The 19,554-nt window shown below is 42.0% G+C and carries 20 protein-coding genes, 2 tRNA genes and 1 pseudogene; 14 read left to right on the forward strand and 9 right to left on the reverse strand.

Annotated elements, in window-relative coordinates:
- The first annotated feature begins 11 nt into the window (after positions 1 to 11).
- On the forward strand, positions 12 to 443 hold the full coding sequence (locus ACN20O_RS04690) for a hypothetical protein (RefSeq protein WP_491637676.1): 432 nt from the start codon (positions 12 to 14) through the stop codon (positions 441 to 443).
- A gap of 51 nt (positions 444 to 494) precedes the next feature.
- Here the strand turns inward: ACN20O_RS04690 and ACN20O_RS04695 are convergent, their stop codons facing one another.
- Positions 495 to 2,549, reverse strand: coding sequence for a hypothetical protein (locus ACN20O_RS04695; protein WP_491637678.1), 2,055 nt, complete (start codon positions 2,547 to 2,549; stop codon positions 495 to 497).
- Positions 2,550 to 2,721: 172 nt separating this feature from the next.
- Here ACN20O_RS04695 and ACN20O_RS04700 point away from each other — a divergent pair, with 172 nt between their 5' ends.
- Positions 2,722 to 3,315, forward strand: a complete 594-nt coding sequence (locus ACN20O_RS04700; protein WP_491637680.1) for a hypothetical protein — start codon at positions 2,722 to 2,724, stop codon at positions 3,313 to 3,315.
- Between the two features lie 104 nt (positions 3,316 to 3,419).
- Positions 3,420 to 4,082: a PilZ domain-containing protein gene (locus ACN20O_RS04705; RefSeq protein ID WP_491637682.1), complete on the forward strand. Its 663-nt coding sequence runs from the start codon at positions 3,420 to 3,422 to the stop codon at positions 4,080 to 4,082.
- Positions 4,083 to 4,085: 3 nt separating this feature from the next.
- Here ACN20O_RS04705 and ACN20O_RS04710 read toward each other — a convergent pair whose 3' ends face one another.
- The 3 genes from ACN20O_RS04710 to ACN20O_RS04720 all read right to left on the reverse strand — a co-directional run bounded on the left by ACN20O_RS04710 (position 4,086) and on the right by ACN20O_RS04720 (position 6,467).
- Positions 4,086 to 4,448 (reverse strand): hypothetical protein, encoded by a 363-nt coding sequence (locus ACN20O_RS04710; RefSeq protein WP_491637684.1) that lies wholly within the window; start codon positions 4,446 to 4,448, stop codon positions 4,086 to 4,088.
- A complete protein-coding gene (locus ACN20O_RS04715; RefSeq protein ID WP_491637686.1) occupies positions 4,445 to 5,944 on the reverse strand; it encodes a hypothetical protein in 1,500 nt (499 codons plus the stop codon). The genes ACN20O_RS04710 and ACN20O_RS04715 overlap by 4 nt, the downstream gene beginning before the upstream one ends.
- Positions 5,945 to 6,020: 76 nt before the next feature.
- Positions 6,021 to 6,467, reverse strand: coding sequence for a hypothetical protein (locus ACN20O_RS04720; protein ID WP_102244765.1), 447 nt, complete (start codon positions 6,465 to 6,467; stop codon positions 6,021 to 6,023).
- 115 nt (positions 6,468 to 6,582) lie between these two features.
- Here ACN20O_RS04720 and ACN20O_RS04725 point away from each other — a divergent pair, with 115 nt between their 5' ends.
- The 4 genes from ACN20O_RS04725 to ACN20O_RS04740 all read left to right on the forward strand — a co-directional run bounded on the left by ACN20O_RS04725 (position 6,583) and on the right by ACN20O_RS04740 (position 9,980).
- Positions 6,583 to 7,128 (forward strand): deoxycytidylate deaminase, encoded by a 546-nt coding sequence (locus tag ACN20O_RS04725; RefSeq protein ID WP_491637689.1) that lies wholly within the window; start codon positions 6,583 to 6,585, stop codon positions 7,126 to 7,128.
- A gap of 85 nt (positions 7,129 to 7,213) precedes the next feature.
- A complete protein-coding gene (locus tag ACN20O_RS04730) occupies positions 7,214 to 8,164 on the forward strand; it encodes an NAD(P)-dependent oxidoreductase (RefSeq protein ID WP_491637691.1) in 951 nt (316 codons plus the stop codon).
- A complete protein-coding gene (locus ACN20O_RS04735; protein WP_491637693.1) occupies positions 8,164 to 9,444 on the forward strand; it encodes an adenylosuccinate synthase in 1,281 nt (426 codons plus the stop codon). Before ACN20O_RS04730 ends, ACN20O_RS04735 begins: the two co-directional genes overlap by 1 nt.
- A 5-nt stretch (positions 9,445 to 9,449) precedes the next feature.
- Positions 9,450 to 9,980 carry a GNAT family N-acetyltransferase gene (locus ACN20O_RS04740; RefSeq protein ID WP_491637695.1) on the forward strand — a complete coding sequence of 177 codons (531 nt, stop codon included), beginning with the start codon at positions 9,450 to 9,452 and terminating at the stop codon, positions 9,978 to 9,980.
- 3 nt (positions 9,981 to 9,983) lie between these two features.
- On the opposite strand, the gene ACN20O_RS04745 is transcribed toward ACN20O_RS04740, so the two are convergent.
- The gene (locus tag ACN20O_RS04745; RefSeq protein ID WP_491637697.1) at positions 9,984 to 10,604 is read right to left on the reverse strand and encodes a DUF4337 domain-containing protein; all 621 of its coding nucleotides are present in this window, start codon (positions 10,602 to 10,604) and stop codon (positions 9,984 to 9,986) included.
- A 107-nt stretch (positions 10,605 to 10,711) separates the two neighbouring features.
- Here ACN20O_RS04745 and ACN20O_RS04750 point away from each other — a divergent pair, with 107 nt between their 5' ends.
- Complete coding sequence (locus tag ACN20O_RS04750) at positions 10,712 to 11,233, forward strand: L,D-transpeptidase family protein (protein WP_491637699.1); 522 nt, start codon at positions 10,712 to 10,714, stop codon at positions 11,231 to 11,233.
- A gap of 1 nt (position 11,234) precedes the next feature.
- Here ACN20O_RS04750 and xdhC read toward each other — a convergent pair whose 3' ends face one another.
- The 3 genes from xdhC to xdhA are packed head-to-tail and all read right to left on the reverse strand — an operon-like array spanning position 11,235 to position 15,779.
- Positions 11,235 to 12,005, reverse strand: coding sequence for a xanthine dehydrogenase accessory protein XdhC (gene xdhC, locus ACN20O_RS04755; protein WP_491637701.1), 771 nt, complete (start codon positions 12,003 to 12,005; stop codon positions 11,235 to 11,237).
- Complete coding sequence (gene xdhB / locus ACN20O_RS04760; protein WP_491637703.1) at positions 11,998 to 14,325, reverse strand: xanthine dehydrogenase molybdopterin binding subunit; 2,328 nt, start codon at positions 14,323 to 14,325, stop codon at positions 11,998 to 12,000. The genes xdhC and xdhB overlap by 8 nt, the downstream gene beginning before the upstream one ends.
- Positions 14,322 to 15,779 carry a xanthine dehydrogenase small subunit gene (gene xdhA, locus ACN20O_RS04765; RefSeq protein WP_491637705.1) on the reverse strand — a complete coding sequence of 486 codons (1,458 nt, stop codon included), beginning with the start codon at positions 15,777 to 15,779 and terminating at the stop codon, positions 14,322 to 14,324. The genes xdhB and xdhA overlap by 4 nt, the downstream gene beginning before the upstream one ends.
- A 104-nt stretch (positions 15,780 to 15,883) precedes the next feature.
- Here xdhA and ACN20O_RS04770 point away from each other — a divergent pair, with 104 nt between their 5' ends.
- Together ACN20O_RS04770 and ACN20O_RS04775 are read left to right on the forward strand one after the other, a co-directional pair.
- Positions 15,884 to 16,423 (forward strand): L,D-transpeptidase family protein, encoded by a 540-nt coding sequence (locus ACN20O_RS04770; protein WP_491637707.1) that lies wholly within the window; start codon positions 15,884 to 15,886, stop codon positions 16,421 to 16,423.
- Between the two features lie 103 nt (positions 16,424 to 16,526).
- Positions 16,527 to 16,910 carry a hypothetical protein gene (locus ACN20O_RS04775; protein WP_491637709.1) on the forward strand — a complete coding sequence of 128 codons (384 nt, stop codon included), beginning with the start codon at positions 16,527 to 16,529 and terminating at the stop codon, positions 16,908 to 16,910.
- A 4-nt stretch (positions 16,911 to 16,914) separates the two neighbouring features.
- Here the strand turns inward: ACN20O_RS04775 and mtaB are convergent, their stop codons facing one another.
- Positions 16,915 to 18,219, reverse strand: a complete 1,305-nt coding sequence (mtaB, locus tag ACN20O_RS04780) for a tRNA (N(6)-L-threonylcarbamoyladenosine(37)-C(2))-methylthiotransferase MtaB (protein WP_491637711.1) — start codon at positions 18,217 to 18,219, stop codon at positions 16,915 to 16,917.
- 131 nt (positions 18,220 to 18,350) lie between these two features.
- Between mtaB and ACN20O_RS04785 the strand changes: the two genes are divergently transcribed.
- From ACN20O_RS04785 to ACN20O_RS04800, 4 genes and pseudogenes are all read left to right on the forward strand, one after another.
- Positions 18,351 to 18,427, forward strand: a tRNA-Lys gene (locus ACN20O_RS04785).
- A 41-nt stretch (positions 18,428 to 18,468) separates the two neighbouring features.
- Positions 18,469 to 18,546 (forward strand) — tRNA-Glu (locus ACN20O_RS04790).
- Positions 18,547 to 18,624: 78 nt separating this feature from the next.
- Positions 18,625 to 19,001, forward strand: a pseudogene (locus ACN20O_RS04795) (GFA family protein).
- A 175-nt stretch (positions 19,002 to 19,176) separates the two neighbouring features.
- Complete coding sequence (locus ACN20O_RS04800; protein ID WP_491637713.1) at positions 19,177 to 19,506, forward strand: SWIB/MDM2 domain-containing protein; 330 nt, start codon at positions 19,177 to 19,179, stop codon at positions 19,504 to 19,506.
- The last annotated feature ends 48 nt before the right edge of the window (positions 19,507 to 19,554 follow it).

Below are 19,554 nucleotides of genomic sequence, written 5' to 3' on the forward strand. Positions count from 1 at the left end.
GTTCAAAAATTATGTCTTCAATCGGCGTTGGAAAAGAAATCCTCTCTCACTGCTCTAAATGTAAATTGATTCTAGCACACATCATCGTGACTATGAAATCAGCAACTGAAGCTGATAAAGTTCAGTGTAAAACTTGTAAAGCGACTCACTCGTTTAAAGATCCGAGCGCAACAAAGAAAAAAACTTCAATTGATAGAGTCATTAAGAACGCACGTTCTGCTTCTGGTAAAAAAACATCTGAGTCTGTAACAGACCTATGGACTAAAGCAATGAACAAAACGACGTCTCAAGGAAAAGAATACTCAACAAGAGAGTCTTTCCAAATGGGAGATGTGATTAATCACCCTACTTTCGGACAAGGTGTTGTTGAGAAGCTAATCGACAACAATAAGATCGAAGTTCTTTTTAAAGACGATTACAGAACGCTAATGCACAAGAAATAAAAAAGGCTCCCATTGGGAGCCTTTCTTTTTTTATCTGATCTAATGTTCTAATTACATTCCAAAGCTTGCTGAAATTCCACCTTGCACTCCAAAGACTCCGCCTAGGTTTCCTGCAGAGTATGGAACTCCACCGTAGTACCCAGCTCCACCCATTGAGTATAGGTCGTTATAAGCTGTTTGATAATTTTGTTGAAGCGCTTGCATCCCCATTTGGTTTGTCATCGCGTTTCCTTGCATACGGTTAGCAATCGCTTGGTTTTGTCCCATGATTCCGTACTGCATTTGCATTTGGGCCTGATACTGATCATAGTATCCACCGTTCATGCCACCAGTTCCGTAACCACCTGAACCGTTCCATCCGCCAGTTCCTCCCCAGTATCCACCATTGTTTGGTCCACCAACGCCGACACCGACACCAGCTCCACCACCAATAGTTCCTGGCCCGTAAACACCACCGCCACCTGGGTAGTATCCACCGTTTCCACCTGCTCCTGGATAGTATCCGCCGTTGCCAGCAACGCCACCTGGATAATATCCACCGTTACCACCGACGCCGCCTGGATAGTAACCACCGTTACCACCTACACCGCCTGGATAATAACCACCGTTACCACCGACGCCGCCTGGATAATAACCACCATTACCACCTACACCACCAGGATAGTATCCACCGTTACCACCAACACCTGGATAGTAACCGCCAGTTCCACCACCTGGATAATATCCTCCGCCACCGATTGGATATCCACCAACGCCACCGCCGATGCCTCCACCGATACCGCCGCCAACACATAGGATTCCACATCCACCATTGTTGCCGATACCAATTCCAATTCCGCCTGGGTAGTTAACACCTGGGCCACCTACACCAATAGATCCCCCGATACCAATTCCCGGCCCATAAATTCCACCGGCCCCTGGGTAACCAATTCCGCCACCCATTCCTGGATAACCACCAATTCCGCCCATTCCTGGGTATCCACCGCCAATACCGCCTCCGATACCACCGCCGATTCCAATATTAATTCCACCACCGATACCAGCTCCAGGGTATCCACCCATACCGCCGCCGATACCACCAATTCCCCCGATCCCAGGGTATCCACCGATTCCGATGCCACCGCCGATACCAATTCCACCCATACCAGGGTAGCCGCCAATGCCACCGATTCCGCCCATTCCTGGGTATCCACCGATGCCACCGCCAATTCCGCCCATGCCAGGGTATCCGCCGATTCCACCACCGATACCGATGCTTCCACCGATTCCACCGATTCCACCCATTCCTGGGTATCCACCAATACCACCGTATCCGCCCATTCCTGGATATCCTCCAAGTCCGCCACCGATACCGATGTTAATTCCACCACTGATTCCAAGTCCTGGGTAACCACCGTATCCCATCATTCCTGCTAGACCGCTACCAAGTCCTAAACCAAGACCTGCACCAAATCCACCAGTTCCAATTCCTGTTCCGTAACCACCATAACCACCACCGTAGTATGGCCCCATCATTCCGCCAAGGAATCCTGATGAGTAACCTGCACCTAAGAATGGATTGCCGTAACCGCCGTAGCCGTTACCAGATAGTCCGCCGTATCCAGCGTACATTCCCATTCCCATCCCGTTACATGAAGCTGCTAAACCCTGAGCTTCATCAGGAAGAATTGGGTTTGCTCCGCGCTCTACGTTGTAATTTAAGTAAGAGTTAAATCTGTTTGTACATTGTGTGTGACCAGCTTCATAAGCATTGGCCCACGCTTGTTGTGATTTATAAGCGTATTTTGCTCCAAGGTATGTTGCTCCCACGTATGCTAGTGGCTGAGCTACGATTCCCAGTGCTTCTACCCATGGATTTGATTCTTGCTTTTGAGCAAAAAGACAGTCGATACAATCCACACCTGCGGCACTCGCTGAAGCTGCGATATCCACTCTTAAACAAGCGCGGTATTCATCTTGATAGGCCGGGTGATTCATCCCCTCACAATCTGTTGATGATGCTGCCAGTGCCGGCGTCTGAAAGTTCATGAGCAATGTCAGTGACATCACACTTGTGAGAACTTTCCCTTTGATACCAGGGCCCTGTTTGTTGTAAAATCGCTTCATAAACGCGTCTCCGAAAAGGATAGAGAGTTCAACTCAATATCTATTTTCGGTAATTACCTGAGAAAAGTTTAGTGAGATCTTTCTGCCTAGTTAGGTTTCTTCTAACCCTAAGGAATTGCGTTTCAAAATACTGGACCTTTCCCCTCTTTTAAATAAAAACCGAGGACCTCTCATGGTTATTGCAAATATCGGACTCGCTTTTGAATGGATCGCCTTCTTCCTTTTAATGGGCCTTGGGATCTACACCATGCGAGTGATTAAAAACGAAAAAAAGAACTACCTGGAAAATGCACAGGACATTCTCTTCAAAGAATTTAAACTCATCACTCCACGCTGGTGGAGCGTGGTGGATTCGGGTTCCGAAGAAGAACTTCTCTTTAAACGCCTCGACACTCGTTATGAATGGGAAGCGCGTTTTATCTGGAGTACAATTCCCGATCAAAAAAACATCATCGAACTCTTCAAAGAAAAAATCCACGCACGCAACATCCTCTTCGATGAAGAAAACAGTGTGATTCACAATCCGAGTGACTTCAGAGAGAAAGATTTAATTAAGTCCGGCCTCTACGAGATGGTTCGTCTCGAAGGAACGGCAACTGAAGATAGATCTGAAAGACTTTACTACGATGCTTTTCTCATCAGGAATTTAAAGAGCGGACAATATATGTACGCTGAAAGTAAAAGCTCTATCCTCAATGGTTTAGTCGAAGGACCCTACTTTGAAGAGGTCATGTTAAGACTAACCCTCGTTGATCATCCCGCTTAAAAATTCTTATTTAAGTGCCATATTTTATTGGATGCTTCCTATGCCTAACTAGTGGATACCCATGAAATATTGGAGAAAATCCTAAATCATCCGATACTACTAGTATGGAAGACTATCGCATTTCAAAAAACCGCGAAGAAATTATTAAGCTAGTTCAAAAGAAGTTTGAATCAGAGACCTCTATGACCATCTGGCAAAAGGACCCGGTGTCAGGAGAGCGTACTTTTAAATGTGAAGTGAAATTTGCTTCACTTGATTCTTACAATGGAACATTCACTGTCGCTATTGCTGAAGAACAAAAAGCAACATTCAATCCAAAGCTTGAAACTTATTTTCTGCTTCAAGTACAGGACTTCGTTTTTAAGACAAAAGCTTCGGTTTCAATTTCTTCAAAAAAGGGCTCACTAGCTTTTCAAGTCCCTCACGATGTAAGACTTAAAGAGCTGCGCATTCATCCGCGCTTTTACATTCCTCAGGAAGAAAAACGTTTTGTCTCGGCTAAATTTGAAAGCCGCGACAACAACATTCCAACTGTGGATGTCGCCTGCCCTATCTACAATATTTCTAAAACCGGAATCTGTATCATTATCAGCAAAGAAACTTTAAGCAACATTAAACTCACTGAGACGATTGAGCTTGAAGGGCTGAGTTTTTTTGAATCACTGACAAACGAAGCAAAAGCCATTGTGAGAAATGCCCGCATCTACACTAAGAAAGGGTATTTAAATGATGACTACTATGCTCTTGGTTTGGAATTTCAATTCTAAGGATTAATCACACTTCATTTTAGTGACCAGGCCCAGTCCATCCGCTGTCGATTCGGCAAGAGGATTGGGAAAACGTTCGTTGATCTCTTCGACATTTGTCAGAACACCTTTTGTTGCATCCATCCTGCGACCAATCTTCCCCTTAAGAGATGACGGCTTATTTAAAAGAGGCAGCATTGCCCCCAGGTCTTTACTGTCTTTAAATTCAAAAGTCATTTGAGATTTAGTGTGCTCATTGACGACGTAATGAAATTTCAGCTCTGACGTCTTACTCTCCCTTAAAACACCTTTAAAAGTATAAATTCCACAGTCAACTGCAAAGACACCTGAAGTATAGAAAGCAAAAAAAACCAATATCATTTTCAAAGGACAAACTCCCTGCATGGATTGCTCTGCTTGGAAGATTTCTGCATTGATTTATAAATCGTATCGTAAACTTTTCGGGCTTCACTCGTCACTTGTTTTGCCAGAGGGTATGTTTTAACGGAGTCAGACATGGCCTTATCTGCATCCGCTAAGGCCTTCTTTGATTTTTCACTCATCTTCGCTTTAACGGCTTCAATGATTTCTTTTTGTCTTTGTGAATCTTTTAAAGTGTTAGACCATATTTGCTTCATATTTTCATTTTTCTCTTTATCAACAAGCTCTTGCATCGTTTTAATTGTGTAATTGAAATCCAGGCCGATGAAAGCTTCCGGATAATATTTTCTCCACAATTCTCGATCCCCGGCAAAATCTGTTTCAAGAATTTGCTTTACTTCTGCTCCGACCTGAAACTTCGCCCTTAAAGCTTCTTCATATCCTCTTTGATACTCACGGTACTGCTCAAGAGCAGATCTCAGAGATTTGAATTCATTGTTCATTGATTCTTTACTAATTTTTTCCATTTCTTCTGCTTGCTGAAGAATATCCATCAATGAGTTGTGCTGTTGATTTAAGGAACAAACATGTCGCTCGAAATCCTGATAGTTGAAATCATAAGATTCTCTAAAATCAGTAAACTTGTGTTCACCACTTTTATCATAACGCATGTAAGGTAAGAGCATGTTATAGAGGACCTGATGAATGATATCGCCTTCCATACTTGAGATCATAGGAAATTCAGGAGACCTGTCTTGTAGCCTGGCCTTTAAAAAAATCTCTTCTAAATTTCTGCCTTTTTTAAGCTGATCATAGAATTGTCCACTGAAAGTATTGGTCAATGTAAAAAGCCACATGTCCACAGTGCCCGAATAACTATATTGCTCTGACCCCGTAGCAGAGATGAAGCAAACCTTGTCGTTTTTAATATTGTGAAGGTTCCCAGAAAAACAGCTCATATCAATCAAAGCAAGCTTCACACCCTTTTCGGCCGCAAGATTAGCAAGCTTCTCTAGTCTGTCGAGATCAACAGTCTCTGCTCCACTTAGAGTCTTAAGATCCGACAAAGGACTTCCTGCAAGGGCGATACTGTGAGTTTTTTCATTTCTCTTGCGGGAGCCGTGGGTATCAATATTAACCATTAATTGATCTCCGGCCGTTAATTCTCCGGTTTCAATTTTTTTAATCATCTCATCAATAAGTTCATTATAATTGCTCTCAGTAAAAGGACCTTTATTTTTTACATTCCCCATTTTCTTGGCGAGAATCTCTTCTGTTTTTTTATGGCCGCCATTAAAGCTGACAGTCGTTTCCCAACCGTTTTTACTTGAACGGGTAAAGCTTCCAATTTGTTTTAAATCATTATCGAACATGGTGCTCTCACCATGAGGTTCACCACCACCGCCAAGCAGATAGAATTGTTTTTTGACTTCGGCCGAATAACCGACAGATACACTCAGAAAAAGAACAATGAATAGAATGAATCTTTTAAGAATACTCATACCGAACCAGATCGGCTAAATAGTAAGGTTTTTTAGTTTTTAGGCAAAAAAAAGGGACCCGAAGGTCCCTTTAGGATTAGTTCTTTTTAGGAGAGAAGAGCCTGATCTTAGCAACTAAGAAAGAAATCAGGTCTTCATCAGAACCGAACACGTCGTCGATCAGGTCGCACTCAAGAACGAAGTCTTTCATTCTCACTGCAATCTGATGTAAAGACTCAACTAAATAAAGACCACCGATATTTTCGCCGTTAAACGACTTAATGATCTCTTTTCTAGCATGGTTGAACATTTCTGATTCAGTAACGTCTTCAGGAAGGTTATCAACCCCCATTTTTTCTTCTACTTCTTCAATTGCTTGATCACGTACGTCTTCATCAGTTGCGAAACTAACGCCGTATTCCGTTGCCATCGCTTCGATTAGCTCTTCACGCTTAGAAGGGTGAAATTCAATCAACTTTTTCTCTTTGAGATTGTTGATCGTATAGCTAGCGAGTGCACGCAATGTATCAAAATCTGTTTTCATTGAAACCTCAATTAGTGAATATTCTCTTAAAGTGTAACGACTTAAATAAGATGATACAAGAAACTTTTTAATTTTCTTGACTAAAAGGGCCCTAAAATTGGATTTTAATACCACTATGACAGACACAACAGACCCAAAAATTAACTTTATTCCCTCGAAATCTGCGCTTTCTTGGGATGAATACTTTATGCTTCAGGCGATGATCGCTGCTTTTAAGTCGAAAGATCCCTCGACAAAAGTGGGCTCAGTCTTCGTCGACAAGAGCAATCACCAGATCACCATGGGCTACAACGGGTTTGTGGCAGGAATCGACGAATCAAAAGTTCCGTGGGGAAAAGACAAGTCAGCTCCCTTGGAGTTTCAAAAATACGGCTACGTTGTTCACTCTGAAGCCAATGCTATTTTACATGCCACGCGTTCTTTAGAAGGCTCTCGCGCCTATGTCACTCATTTCCCGTGTAATGAATGCGCAAAATTGATCGCCTCGTCTAAAGTAAAAGAAGTTATTTATCTTTCTGATAAGCATCATGAACAGGAAACAAATAGAATTGCGAAGAAGATCTTCGATCTTTCAGGGATCACTTACCGTCAGATGAGTTTTCCGGCCGAATCTCTACACAAACTAACAGACCATCTTCAAAACCTTTTGACTGACATTTAGTTGAAACTTTCTCCTAGCGGTCCTATAATGGGGCGAATCCCAAACCATTCACCCGCTACCCTAAATTCTATAGGAGAAAGATCGCATGAAACCTTTTATTGTCGTTCCAGACGGCTTTGATAAGTCTCTATTTGAAGAACTAAAGAAGAATTCAAATCTTGAAGTTCACCCTACTTCTAAAGTTTCTCAAGACGAATTAAAAACTCTTCTTCCGAAAGTGAATGGATTAATCATCAGGTCAGCAACAACTGTAAACGCTGAACTTCTAGCTCTTGCTCCAAATTTAAAAATCGTTATCCGCGCCGGAGAAGGCACGGACAACATTGATAAAACTCTTTGCGCAGAAAAAGGTGTAAAAGTGGCCAACACTCCAGGAGCTAACAACAACTCTGCTGCTGAACAAGCTGTCGCTCTTATGATGTCATGCCTAAGAAACACTCCGTTTGCCAACAAGACTATGCACGAAGGAAAGTGGGAGAAAAACGCTCTTACAGGACTTGAGCTATGGAAGAAAAAAGTTGGTATCGTTGGTTTCGGCCGCATCGGACAAATCGTAGCAAAAAGAATTTCTGGATTTGAGCCAGAAGTTCTATTTTTCGATCCAGTCATGGAAAAATCAGATCTACCTAACACAAGAAAAGTGACTGACCTAAAAGAAATCTTTTCAACTTGTGACATCGTTACAATCCACACTCCACTTCTTCCTCAAACAAAAGGAATGGTGACAGGTGAACTTCTAAACCTTATGAAAAAAGACGCTATCTTAGTCAACGCCGCTCGCGGTGGAATCGTTGATGAAGAAGCTCTTTACACTCTTCTTAAAGAGAAAAAAATCAGATGCGCTGGTTTCGACGTTTTTGCAACTGAGCCTCTTCCGGCCGATTCAAAACTTATCGAACTAGACAACCTGATCATGTCTCCACACGTTGGTGCTTCAACAGAAGAAGCGCAATTCAGAGTGGGAGAAATGGCCGTTCACCAGATTAATGAGTTCTTCGTAAACAATAACCTACTAAACGAAGTCAAAGGAAAGTAATGAAAACACTAGCGATTATCGGTGCTCAATGGGGTGATGAAGGCAAAGGCAAAATCACCGACCTCTTAAGCGAAAAATGTGATGTGGTAGTTCGCTACCAAGGCGGGAACAACGCCGGTCACACCATCATCGTCGACGGAAAGAAAATTGTTCTTCACTTAATCCCTTCAGGAATCCTCCACCCTCACTGTGCTTCAGTGGTTGGGCACGGAGTGGTTTTTGAACCGGAAGCATTCCAGAAGGAGCTCCAAAACGTAGCTGACGCTGGAATTAAAGTGACTTCAGAAAATTTAAAAATCTCTGAGAACGCGACTATCATCACAAGCTACAACAAGCTTTTAGATGCTGCCCGCGAATCTCAAGGTTCTGTGAAAATCGGAACAACAGGAAAAGGAATCGGACCTGCTTATGAAGATAAAGTAGGAAGACGTGCCGTAAAACTTAAGGATCTTTTCGACATGGAAAACCTTAAGAAGAAGCTGGCAAGAAACCTTGGTGAAAAAGAAATCCTTTTCAAGCACCGCTACAACATCGACTTCCCTTCAATCGAAGAAGAAGCAGCAAGACTTTTTGAACTTGGGAAAAAAGTACAGCCATTCGTGTGCGACACTTTCTCTTTCCTTGATCAAGCAGTTCAAGCTAAGAAAAAAATCCTTTTCGAAGGAGCTCAAGGGATTCTTCTTGATGTGGACTACGGAACTTATCCGTTTGTTACATCATCTTCGACTTCTCTTGGTGGAATCTACACTGGTGCCGGAATTCCAGAATCATCTGTTCAGGAAGTCCTGGCCATCACGAAAGCTTACACAACCAGAGTTGGAGAAGGACCTTTCCCTACTGAACTATTTGATGAAGTCGGAGAAAAAATCCAGACAATCGGAAAAGAGTTTGGGGCAACAACTGGTAGAAAGCGCCGTTGTGGATGGTTAGACCTTCCACTTCTAAAATACTCAGTAAAAGCTTCTAACCTAACTTCAATCGCATTAACAAAACTAGATATCCTATGTGCCGTTGATGAACTTAAAGTTTGTGTGGCCTACGAGTACGAAGGAAAGAGGATTGAATGTGCTTACCCGGGAATTGATCTTTATAAGGCTAAGCCGGTTTATAAAACGCTTAAGCCATTTAAAGATGATTTCGCTAACAAGACAGACAAAGACCTTTCTCCTGAACTAAACGCTTACATCAAGGAAATTGAAACATTCCTGGGAATTCCTGTAGGGATTCTAGCGTTTGGACCAGAAAGAAAAGAAATCCTTTTTAGAAAAAATTACTTCTAGTTATTATGCAATTACGACTTGCCCTTGAATCCGACATTGACGCTCTTATTGACCACAATAGGAGACATATCAAAGAACCTGGATTCGAGGGCAAACTCGCTCACCCTTTCTCCCCTAATCACGAATTCGACTGGGAAAAAAGAAAGACCGACAAACTTGCGGCCCTGAAAAAATCCGTCACTGAAGAGGGATGGCTTAGAAGTTTTGTACTGGTCGATTCAGATGGAACAATCTTAGGCGAAGCTAATATCAAAAACATTTTTAGTGGAGCCCTTCACCGCTGCCAGCTCGGCATGGGAATGGAAGAATCAGTGCGTGGTCAGGGTTATGGAAAAAGACTTCTAAGAATGGCCATTGAATGGGCCCGCGATCAAGACAGCCTTTACTGGATGGATCTTTCTTATTTTGCTTTTAACCTGCCAGCTAAAAAGCTCTACACATCTTTAGGCTTTATTGAACTATTCACCTATGAAGACCGCATTCGTGTTGATGGTGTCTCCATAGATGATGTTCAAATGGTTTTAAAACTTAAGTAAGCACTAAGCAGCTGCAGCGATGTTAAGTGCGACAGCTGAAAAAATAGACCCAATCACACCCAGACCAATCATGACGTAAAAGAAAACACTCTGAAGCTTTTCTTTTTTCACAACCAAACTAATCGCTCCCATAACCAGACATAATTGGAAAAATAGATTCGAGAGATCAAACTGATCCCCTGCTTTGCCTAGGATCTCAATTTTCTCTTCATATTCTTTGGCGCCAATAACCTGACCTAATTTTCCGTCTACGTCTTGTACCCAGTTGGCCTCACCAACTTTACTTGAGCCAAGTAGGATTTCTTTTTTCTCTTTTTCATAACGCTCAATTTTTTGCGTTAATTTATTCGTATGCTCTTTTAATTTTGCCACCGCTGGGTCATTGGCATTTTTTCCTTCGATCATCGTGTTAATCAGGTCGCGTTGACCTTCTACATTTGTTTCACGAATACTCTTTGCCTGGTACCACATATACGAACTGGACTTCTCATTGATGAATTTAATTTCATCTTCTCCGTATTTTCCGGCAAACATATCAGACAAAGCCATGACAGCTGCAAAAATGGCAATGAGAACTCCGCACTTAATTTCAAAACTATGATCTTCTTTTACTTCTTCAGTCATACAACCCTCAGTTGATTTTTTTGGAATCTATTTTAGATTTTGCGAACACAAACATTCAAGTAAAAATTATGAAAGCTTTAGGAAAAAAACTCTGCTAGCGTTTAGTTATGAAAAAGATAATGACAACACTCATGGCCCTTTTCATTACTACTCTAACAACTGCGGAAGCCTATCAAGTCGATGAAGTCCGTGTCTATAAAACCAGACACAGGATGGAGATGCTTTATCAGGGAGAAATCACCAAAGTCTATACTGTCATGCTCTCTCGCGGAGGCATGGCCCCTAAAAGGCGCGAAGGAGATAAACTAGTTCCCGAAGGCGAATACCGCATGGATTATAAAAACCCCTATTCTAGTTTTTATAAATCCATTCACATTAGTTACCCGGCCCCTGAAGATGTGGCCCGCGGTCGCGAGAATAAATACAACCCAGGTTTTGATATTTTCTTGCACGGAATGCCCAACTACTTAAGTGAGCTTTCAATTATTTTAGATGATGGAAGTTTAGAAATTCTCTATCCCGAAGTGGCCCGCGATTGGACGGCAGGATGTATTGCGCTTTCAAATAGCGAAATGCAAGAAGTGTGGGATAATTTAGAGACACCGGTCTCAATTACGATATATCACTAAACTATTGGTCGCGGCATTTAATTAATTGAGCTGCAATTGAAAGCGCGATTTCCACTGGTGTGTTATTCCCAAATGGCTCGCCGATTGGGCAATGAAGTTTTTCAATCAGCGCAGGATTTGCACCGGAAGCTTTTAAATCAGATTTTAATACAGCTGCCTTAGATTCACTTCCGATCACTCCAATATAAGGAAATACATTTCTTTCCATGGCCGAAAGAAGAATTGGTAAATCAAAAGCATGTCCCATGGTCATGGAAGCAATAAAAGTTTTAGGATCAAGTGTTGCCACGACATCTTTCATGGAATCAGTTTGAATCTTTTTTAGTTTATGGTGCTCTGGAAGTTTATTAAGCCACTCAAGACGAGGATCAACACAGGTAATTGAGCACTCCAATTTTAAGAGAAGTCTCACTAATTCCTGGGCCACGTGACCTGCTCCAAAAACGGCGACCTCCCAAGATGGTTTTTTTTCTACTCGCTCAAAGAAAAAACTCACCACTCCACCACAGGTCATTTTGATGTCTGTTTGCAGGTTCCACTCGGTGTAATCGGTTAAGGCATTTGTTTTTAACATATCTTTTGAGTGCGCAATCACGCGCTCTTCAACTTTTCCACCGCCGATGGTCCCGTCGATATAACCATTTTCCCCGACTAAAATCTTAGCTCCAACTTCTTGTGGGGCACTTCCTCTCGTATTTACCAGTGTGGCCACGATAAAAGTTTCCCCGCGCTCTCTTAGTTCTAAAATTTTCTCGAGAATCGGTTTACTCATAACGATTTAGCTCCATCAAAATCACTTCGTTAGTCGCGGGACTAATAATATTTGGAACGGCCCCCTTACTTCTAAAGTGCAGAGCATTTTTAACCGCTGTCCACACACATGATCCTAAAAGAAGAGGTGGCTCACCGACTGCTTTTGATCTCATCACGTTTCTAGTGTTGGTGTGATTTTCTAAAAGCTCAATGTTAAAGACGCGTGGTGTGTCCTGGATGTTTGGAATTTTATAAGTTGTCGGGCTATGGGCCAGAAGCTTTCCTGATTCGTGGTAATAAAGATTTTCACTTGTCACCCATCCCATCCCTTGAACGAAAGCTCCGCTCACTTGCCCAATATCTATTCCCGGGTTAATCGGGCGACCTAAATCCATTAAGATGTCTGCGCGAAGAACTTTTAACTCTCCGGTGTACTCGTCAATTTCAACTTCACTGACAGCTGCACCATTAGTGAAATAATTAAAAGCGCGCCCCTGTCCGGTGTTTTTATCAAACCCAAGATCAGGTGTTTTATAAAAAGCGTATCCCGCAAGCGAGAATTGATTTAAGTAAGCTAGCTTTACTAAATCTTTAAAGGCCATGCTCTTTTTGGTTTTTGTATCAACAATATTTCCATCAACAAACTGGATATGGGATAAATCAACTGAGAGATCAACTGGCGGCATCGTCTTAATGGTATCGTAGGCAATCCCAGAATTATGAAGTTCGTTAAACACCCAACGAAGTCTTGATAAAAGATCTTCACAAGCTTTTAAAACCGCTCCCCCATTGATATCCGCTCCACTTGAAGCAGCAGTTGGAGATGTATTGTGATTTTTTTCTGTTGATGTCGGCATCATCACAACCTTGGTGTGAGAAATCCCAAAACAAGTCGCAGCGATTTGCTGCATTTTTGTATTTACCCCTTGGCCCATTTCTGTGGCCCCGGTTGAAACCTGAACTGTTCCATCAACGTGAATATTAACTAGAGCGTTCCCTTGATTTAAAAACTTCGTGGTAAAGGCAATCCCAAACTTTGCTCCCGTCATCGAGAGACCGCGAAGCTTTCCAGTTTTTTTACTATTAAAGGCAATGATTTCTTGTCTCCTTTTTTCGTACTCAGAATCTTTATGAAGTTTATCAAAAATTTCTGGCAGTACATTGTGCTCAACAACTTGATTATAAGGAGTCACATTGCGCGAATCTTTTCCATAAAGGTTTAATCTTCTGATTTCAAATGAATCTTTTTTTAGATAGTGAGCGATGTCTTCAAGAATACTCTCCATCGTCATATTCCCTTGAGGTCCACCGAATCCTCTAAAGGCCGTATTCGAATGCTGATGAGTGCGAACAGCTCTCCCCTTAATGTAGCAATTTTCCAGATAGTAACACCCATCTGCGTGAAACATCGCTCGGTCTAGAATCGATGGAGTTAAATCAACATAAGCTCCACCGTTGGCATAGATATCCACCTTAAGTCCGGTGATTAAACCATTGTCATCAAATCCCACTTCATAAAAATTCTTAAATGGATGACGTTTTCCTGTCATCATCATGTCGTCATCTTTAGTCAGAGCAAGTCTGGCCGGACGATTTAATTTATAAGCAACAAGTCCTGCCATTGCAGCAAAGTGTGCGGCCTGTGATTCTTTACCACCAAAACCGCCGCCCATTCTTTTAACAACACAAACGACTTGTGAATAATCCAATCCAAGAGCATGGGCCACCACGTGCTGAGTTTCAGTCGGGTGCTGAGAAGAAGAGTGAACTTCAATCTGTCCATTTTCTAATGGATAAGCAATCGTCGCCTGGCTCTCCATATAGAAGTGCTCTTGACCACCACACTCGAAAGCACCTTTTAATGTGTGAGGTGATCTCTTTAGAATCTCATCCACATCTCCTCTGACAAAGGCCTTTGCTTCACAAAGAATTGATTTCTTCTCGATAGCATCATCAATCGTGAGAATCGGTTTTTCTTCAACAACTTCAATTTTAATTAATTTTTTAACTTTATTAAAAGTCTCTTCGTCTTTACAAGCAACCACACAAACCGGCTCGTCGATATAGCCAATTTTTTCAAATGCCAGAATCGGTTGCTCCGGAACGATCGTTCCCCAATTGTTGTGAGGAATATCATGGGCCGTAAAAACGCCATAAACGCCGTCTACTTTAAGCGCCAGCGATCCATCGATCTTAGTAATTTTTCCGGCGCAAACAGGAGCACCGATAACTCCAGCGAACACTTCATTTTTTAATCTCGGGCGATCGTCGATAAAAACGCTCGTTCCTGTTACGTGACCTACGGCCGAATCGTGGTGAACACTTTTTCCAACACTCACAGTTCACCCCCTATTTCCGCTGCGAACTTTTTGAAATAGTTCCCCGCTACTAGCATTCTGTACTCTTTTGAAGCACGAAGGTCTGAAAGAGGTTTAATGTATTGATCAAGAGAAGCCCCAGCATCGTGGAAAATCTTCTCTGAAAAATCTTGTCCGGTAAGTTTCGCTTCAATATCCGAAAGCCTCACGACTGTCGCGGCCACTCCACCAAGAGCGATCGCCACTTTCGTCATTTTCTTTCCATCAAAAACAATACGAGCTGCAAATGTCACTGCTGAAATATCTAAGTCTTTTCTCATCGAGACTTTATAGAGCCTGGTTTTTTCATTTTTCGCCAGGACTGGGATTTTAATTTTAGTGACGATTTCATCTGCATTGATATCGAGTTTTTTATAACCAATATAAAACTTCGAAAGCACCACTTCGCGTGTGCCACTAGTACTTTGAAGTTCAACAATCGCATCACTCACCATTAAAAAGGGAATCGTATCGGCAATTGGAGAAGCATTGACAACATTTCCAACTACTGTCCCCTGATTTTTGATCTGAGGAGAAGCAAAAATGCGTAGCATGCGCGACATCTCAGAGAAATGTTTTTCAACATATTCTTCAAACTCTGTCAGCGTAACTGTCGCTCCTACTGTAATAAACTTATCATCGTGAGAGATCGTCTTTAGATCTTTGATGTGATAAAGCGCCATCGTATCCGGCGTTTCTAATTTTCCTTTATTGACGACAACGCCAATATCAGTTGATCCGGCAATTAAGCGCACATCATTTTTTTCTGATTTTTTCTTAAGCGCTTCATTGAGTGTCGCTGGAAGAAAAATACTCTTATCAGTAAATTTCATTTCCACCGTCTGCGACTTAATCGCCTTCATTTCAGAAATCCACTCTGCACTATGATAACGGTCTTTTAAAAGCTCCACTTTATTTAAATCAATCGACGTCGCCGCATCGATGATGGGCTGATAACCTGTACAGCGACAAAGATTTCCAGTTAAGAAGTTCTTTGCCTTTTTTTCTGTCAGTGTTCCACCACACGACTTCACTTTTTCAACAGCTCCGGCCATGGCACAAATAAAACCAGGCGTGCAGTAACCACACTGAGCTCCGTTGTGATCAATCATCTTCTGCTGAACTTCGTGCAGGTCAATGTTCATTCCAGAATTTTTTCCAATCCCTTCAACAGTTACAACCTGAGCTCCATCAATCAGATAAAGAGGCAGGATGCATGAGTTGACCGATTTGAATTCCAGCTTGCCGGAAGCATCTACATCTTTAGCGATTAAAACGGTACAGGCCCCGCAATCGCCTTCAGCGCAGACAATTTTTGTCCCGGTTAAAGACTCTTCATTTCGAAGATAGTTTCCAAGAGTCATAAAGGCATTGTCGCCCTTAATTTCAACTCGTTGGTCGTTGATTTTTGTGGTGATGGTATTTGTGGTTTTCATCCTAACAATTTAGGGTGATTGCCTCTAAAAATCTATATTTTTTTCACTCTCCCTTGGCATTCTCCATTGACGATCCTAGTATCAGGGCACTTTGGGAGAAGAGCATGAAATCAGTATTACTGGCACTTGTATTATCTATTACTACGTCTAATGTATTTGCTAAAAGTGAGGTTGCCTTAGTTCGCGTTTTTAAGAGCGAGCGCCGCCTTGAACTAGTAAATAAAAATGACCAGGTCATTAAGACATACAAAATCATGCTGGGAAGAAACCCTGTGGGGCACAAAGTTCAAGAAGGCGACAACAGGACGCCAGAGGGAACTTATGAGCTGGATATGAGAAATCCCCAGTCAAAATTTCACAAGTCACTACACATCTCTTATCCAAATTTAAAAGATAAATTAAAAGCACGCGCCCTAGGTGTAAAACCAGGCGGCGATATCATGCTTCACGGTTTTCCAAATGACTTTAAAGACATGACTGAATGGCTAGATACGGTAGGACTTGGAGACATGTCGGACTTTTTGATCCGCGCAGCACTTCCCTACATCGACTGGACTAACGGTTGTATCGCTGTGAAAGATGCTGAAATTGATGAAATCTACGGTATGGTTGATGTACCTACGAAGATCGTTATCAGACCTTAGTTTAGACCATAGCGCATCATCTGTTTATTAGATAGCCGCTCACTAAACAATATATTTCTCCAGAATGAGCAAGAGGCCTATGGTGGTTTCAAGGAGCTTATTTATGAAAACATTATTGTTATCTTCTCTCCTATTACTTTCAGCCGCTTCTTACGCCCAATCGACTGAACAAAGAAACTTCCACTGTGAAGCACGCTACTTGTTCGGCCAAAAGGCCAGCGCATCACTTTCCGGCTCAATCACTAGCAACACAAGCCTTGCTGACGTTGCCTACTCTATTGATGACCAACCGGAATTTAATGCCGGACTTTTAACAATTGATAAAAAGGCCGTTAAAAAATTTGCCTTCTATCAAAAGTTCAATGTGGATGATGGAGCGTACGCGCTTTACATGCCCGACAGAATGGACAGCGCCATTCGCTTCACTGCGATTGTTGAAAGTGGCAAAACTTCTGAAAAGCTAGAATGTATTGTAGAAAGTAATTAAGAGACTACTGGAGAAGTTCTCCGACCAGCTTGCCATTTTCCATGCGGGTTACGAGAACTTCTCTCTCCACATTAGACAATTCCTGATCTGTTGAAACTTGAACCCTTACATAATTTGAAGAATACCCCTCGAAAAGTCCCGCCTTGTTTCTTCTTTCGAATAACACTTTAGTTCTCTTTCCGATTTGATCTTCACTTAGAAGGTTTAATTTTGCGTCCCCGAACATCATAAGCGTTTTTACGCGCTCTTTTTTAACGGCCGAGTGAATATGATTTTCCATCTTCGCAGCTGTCGTATTTTTTCTCTTAGAGTAAGGGAATACGTGGAAGTGCGTGATAGGAAGTTCTTTTAATAAACTGAATGTATTTTCAAACTGCTCTTTCGTTTCACCTGGGAAGCCGACGATAATGTCAGCACCAATCCCTGCGTTCGGGAAAGCGGCCATGATTTTTCCGATGATTCTTTTGTAATCAGCGACAGTATATTTTCTTCTCATCGCCTTTAGGATCTCATCATCACCACTTTGAAGCGGGATATGGAAGTGATCCATGACTTTTGGAGAAGATTTTAAAACTTCTAATAATTCATCTGTAATCGTGTTGGGCTCAACGCTTGAAAGCCTGAATCTCTCTAGTCCCTCTACCGCTAAAACTTCCGCCACTAAGTGGTGCAGTTTTTCGCCTGAAGACTGTTCGTACTCACCGATATTAACTCCGGTAAGGACAATCTCTTTAAAACCCTGAGAAACGAGCTTTTTAGCTTCTGAGACAGCGTCTGCCACCGAGATCGCTCTTGAGCGTCCACGGGCAAAAGGAATGATACAGAACGAGCATACATAGTTGCAGCCATCCTGAATCTTTAAAAACGCTCTTGTATGAGAATCCGCTGATGTCGTTGCAGCTCCGTAGAACTCCCAAGACTTATCAACGTGAATTGAATTTTCTTTTTCCTCATCTAGATATTCGAAAACTTTGTATTTTTCCGAATTACCAAGAACGAGATCCACTCCTTGCATACCAGCGATTTTTTCTGGCTCCATCTGAGCATAACAGCCAGCTACAACGATCTTTCCCTCTGGGGAAGAACCGTGTGCTTTTCTAATCAGGTTTCTGCAAGTTGAATCGGCCGCATCTGTGACCGTACAAGTGTTAATGAAAACAACATCAGCAGGCTCACCAAACTCAACGATATCGTATCCGCGGTCCTTAAAACCTTGAGCGATTGATCCCGTCTCAGACAGGTTCAAACGACAGCCCAAAGTGTGGAGCGCTACACGTTTATTGTTTAAATTTACCTCTGTATTTTCCATAGATGAGGAACATAGTCCTCGTTACGCTAGAGATCAAGGTGTATGAAAAATAATTCATTAAAAAAGTTGAAAAAAAGTTTGACAAAAAAGCACGGTGACACTATTTTTAATCTCACTTTCGAAAACAAAATGGTCTCTTAGCTCAGTTGGTTAGAGCATCTCCCTTTTAAGGAGAGGGTCCTGCGTTCGAGTCGCAGAGAGATCACCATTTTCGAAAACACCGGTAAAATCAAAGATGTAGCAGTTTTTGCACCCATCGTCTAGCCCGGTCTAGGACATCGCCTTTTCACGGCGGTAACCGGGGTTCGAATCCCCGTGGGTGTACCAAGTTTATAAAAAAAGCCTCGATTTATTCGAGGCTTTTTTTTTGCCTAAAATCGTCATTGAAGTGCTAATTCTTATTCCATGAGAATCGAAACCTATCACAAAGGCTCTTGCCACTGTAAAGCTGTCCAATTTGAACTCCATCTCCCAATGGGCCGGAAAACCCCAGAAGATGTGATTGTTCCTTCTGCCGAATGAGAGGAGCTATTGTTGCCAATGTTGAACTGGATGGAATTAAAATTCTAAAAGGTGCAGACAAGCTCACACTTTATCAATTCAACACAATGACAGCTAAACACTACTTCTGCTCAATCTGTGGAATTTATACTCACCATCAGCGCCGTTCAAATCCTAAGCAATGCGGATTCAATGTGGCCTGTCTTGAAGGAGTAAACCCCTTTGAACTGGGAGAGGTTCCAACAATGGATGGAATTAACCATCCCTCGGATCGCGAGTGATTTTTCAACTCTAATGCACAGTCAGTACTTTTTAAAAATCGAAATTAGCAGCAAGTCATTAAATAAAAAGAGCAAGAAATCAGATTTTTTAAGGTATTTCCTATCGCGCTATTGTGTAAATTGCTGAATAATATTTCCACAACACACAATTACACTTTAACAAGGATGAAAAAACATGTCAGAAGTCGGGTTAAATAAACCAGTTAAGTTAAACACAACTCTTGCTGCTTTCTGTGGAGCAACAGAACTTCCAAGAACTGCGATCACTCAAAAATTCTGGGATTACATTAAGGCAAACAATCTTCAAGCTAAAACAGAAAACGGAAAAGCAGAAGGCGCTGGAAAGTTCATCGTTGCAGACGCAACTCTTCTACCACTTTTCAAAGCTACTAAAGTAACTAGCAAATCAACTGGAAAAGTAACAGACTTTACAGGTTTAGAGCTTGGACAAACAATCAGCATGCTTCAACTAGCATCTGTTGTTGGTGCAAACGTAGAAGGTTAATTTTTAAAATTAAATTCAAAAAGAAAAGGCCTCTGTTTACCAGAGGCC

This window comes from Bacteriovorax sp. As-1, from assembly GCF_058446905.1.

What these genes read in the sequence shown, in the direction of transcription:
- ACN20O_RS04690 (WP_491637676.1), top strand. Translation starts at nt 12, where the DNA reads ATGTCTTCAATCGGCGTTGGAAAAGAAATCCTCTCTCACTGCTCTAAA.
- ACN20O_RS04695 (WP_491637678.1), bottom strand. Translation starts at nt 2,549, where the DNA reads ATGAAGCGATTTTACAACAAACAGGGCCCTGGTATCAAAGGGAAAGTT.
- ACN20O_RS04700 (WP_491637680.1), top strand. Translation starts at nt 2,722, where the DNA reads ATGGTTATTGCAAATATCGGACTCGCTTTTGAATGGATCGCCTTCTTC.
- ACN20O_RS04705 (WP_491637682.1), top strand. Translation starts at nt 3,420, where the DNA reads ATGGAAGACTATCGCATTTCAAAAAACCGCGAAGAAATTATTAAGCTA.
- ACN20O_RS04715 (WP_491637686.1), bottom strand. Translation starts at nt 5,944, where the DNA reads ATGAGTATTCTTAAAAGATTCATTCTATTCATTGTTCTTTTTCTGAGT.
- ACN20O_RS04720 (WP_102244765.1), bottom strand. Translation starts at nt 6,467, where the DNA reads ATGAAAACAGATTTTGATACATTGCGTGCACTCGCTAGCTATACGATC.
- ACN20O_RS04725 (WP_491637689.1), top strand. Translation starts at nt 6,583, where the DNA reads ATGACAGACACAACAGACCCAAAAATTAACTTTATTCCCTCGAAATCT.
- ACN20O_RS04730 (WP_491637691.1), top strand. Translation starts at nt 7,214, where the DNA reads ATGAAACCTTTTATTGTCGTTCCAGACGGCTTTGATAAGTCTCTATTT.
- ACN20O_RS04735 (WP_491637693.1), top strand. Translation starts at nt 8,164, where the DNA reads ATGAAAACACTAGCGATTATCGGTGCTCAATGGGGTGATGAAGGCAAA.
- ACN20O_RS04740 (WP_491637695.1), top strand. Translation starts at nt 9,450, where the DNA reads ATGCAATTACGACTTGCCCTTGAATCCGACATTGACGCTCTTATTGAC.
- ACN20O_RS04745 (WP_491637697.1), bottom strand. Translation starts at nt 10,604, where the DNA reads ATGACTGAAGAAGTAAAAGAAGATCATAGTTTTGAAATTAAGTGCGGA.
- ACN20O_RS04750 (WP_491637699.1), top strand. Translation starts at nt 10,712, where the DNA reads ATGAAAAAGATAATGACAACACTCATGGCCCTTTTCATTACTACTCTA.
- xdhC (WP_491637701.1), bottom strand. Translation starts at nt 12,005, where the DNA reads ATGAGTAAACCGATTCTCGAGAAAATTTTAGAACTAAGAGAGCGCGGG.
- xdhA (WP_491637705.1), bottom strand. Translation starts at nt 15,779, where the DNA reads ATGAAAACCACAAATACCATCACCACAAAAATCAACGACCAACGAGTT.
- ACN20O_RS04770 (WP_491637707.1), top strand. Translation starts at nt 15,884, where the DNA reads ATGAAATCAGTATTACTGGCACTTGTATTATCTATTACTACGTCTAAT.
- ACN20O_RS04775 (WP_491637709.1), top strand. Translation starts at nt 16,527, where the DNA reads ATGAAAACATTATTGTTATCTTCTCTCCTATTACTTTCAGCCGCTTCT.
- mtaB (WP_491637711.1), bottom strand. Translation starts at nt 18,219, where the DNA reads ATGGAAAATACAGAGGTAAATTTAAACAATAAACGTGTAGCGCTCCAC.
- ACN20O_RS04800 (WP_491637713.1), top strand. Translation starts at nt 19,177, where the DNA reads ATGTCAGAAGTCGGGTTAAATAAACCAGTTAAGTTAAACACAACTCTT.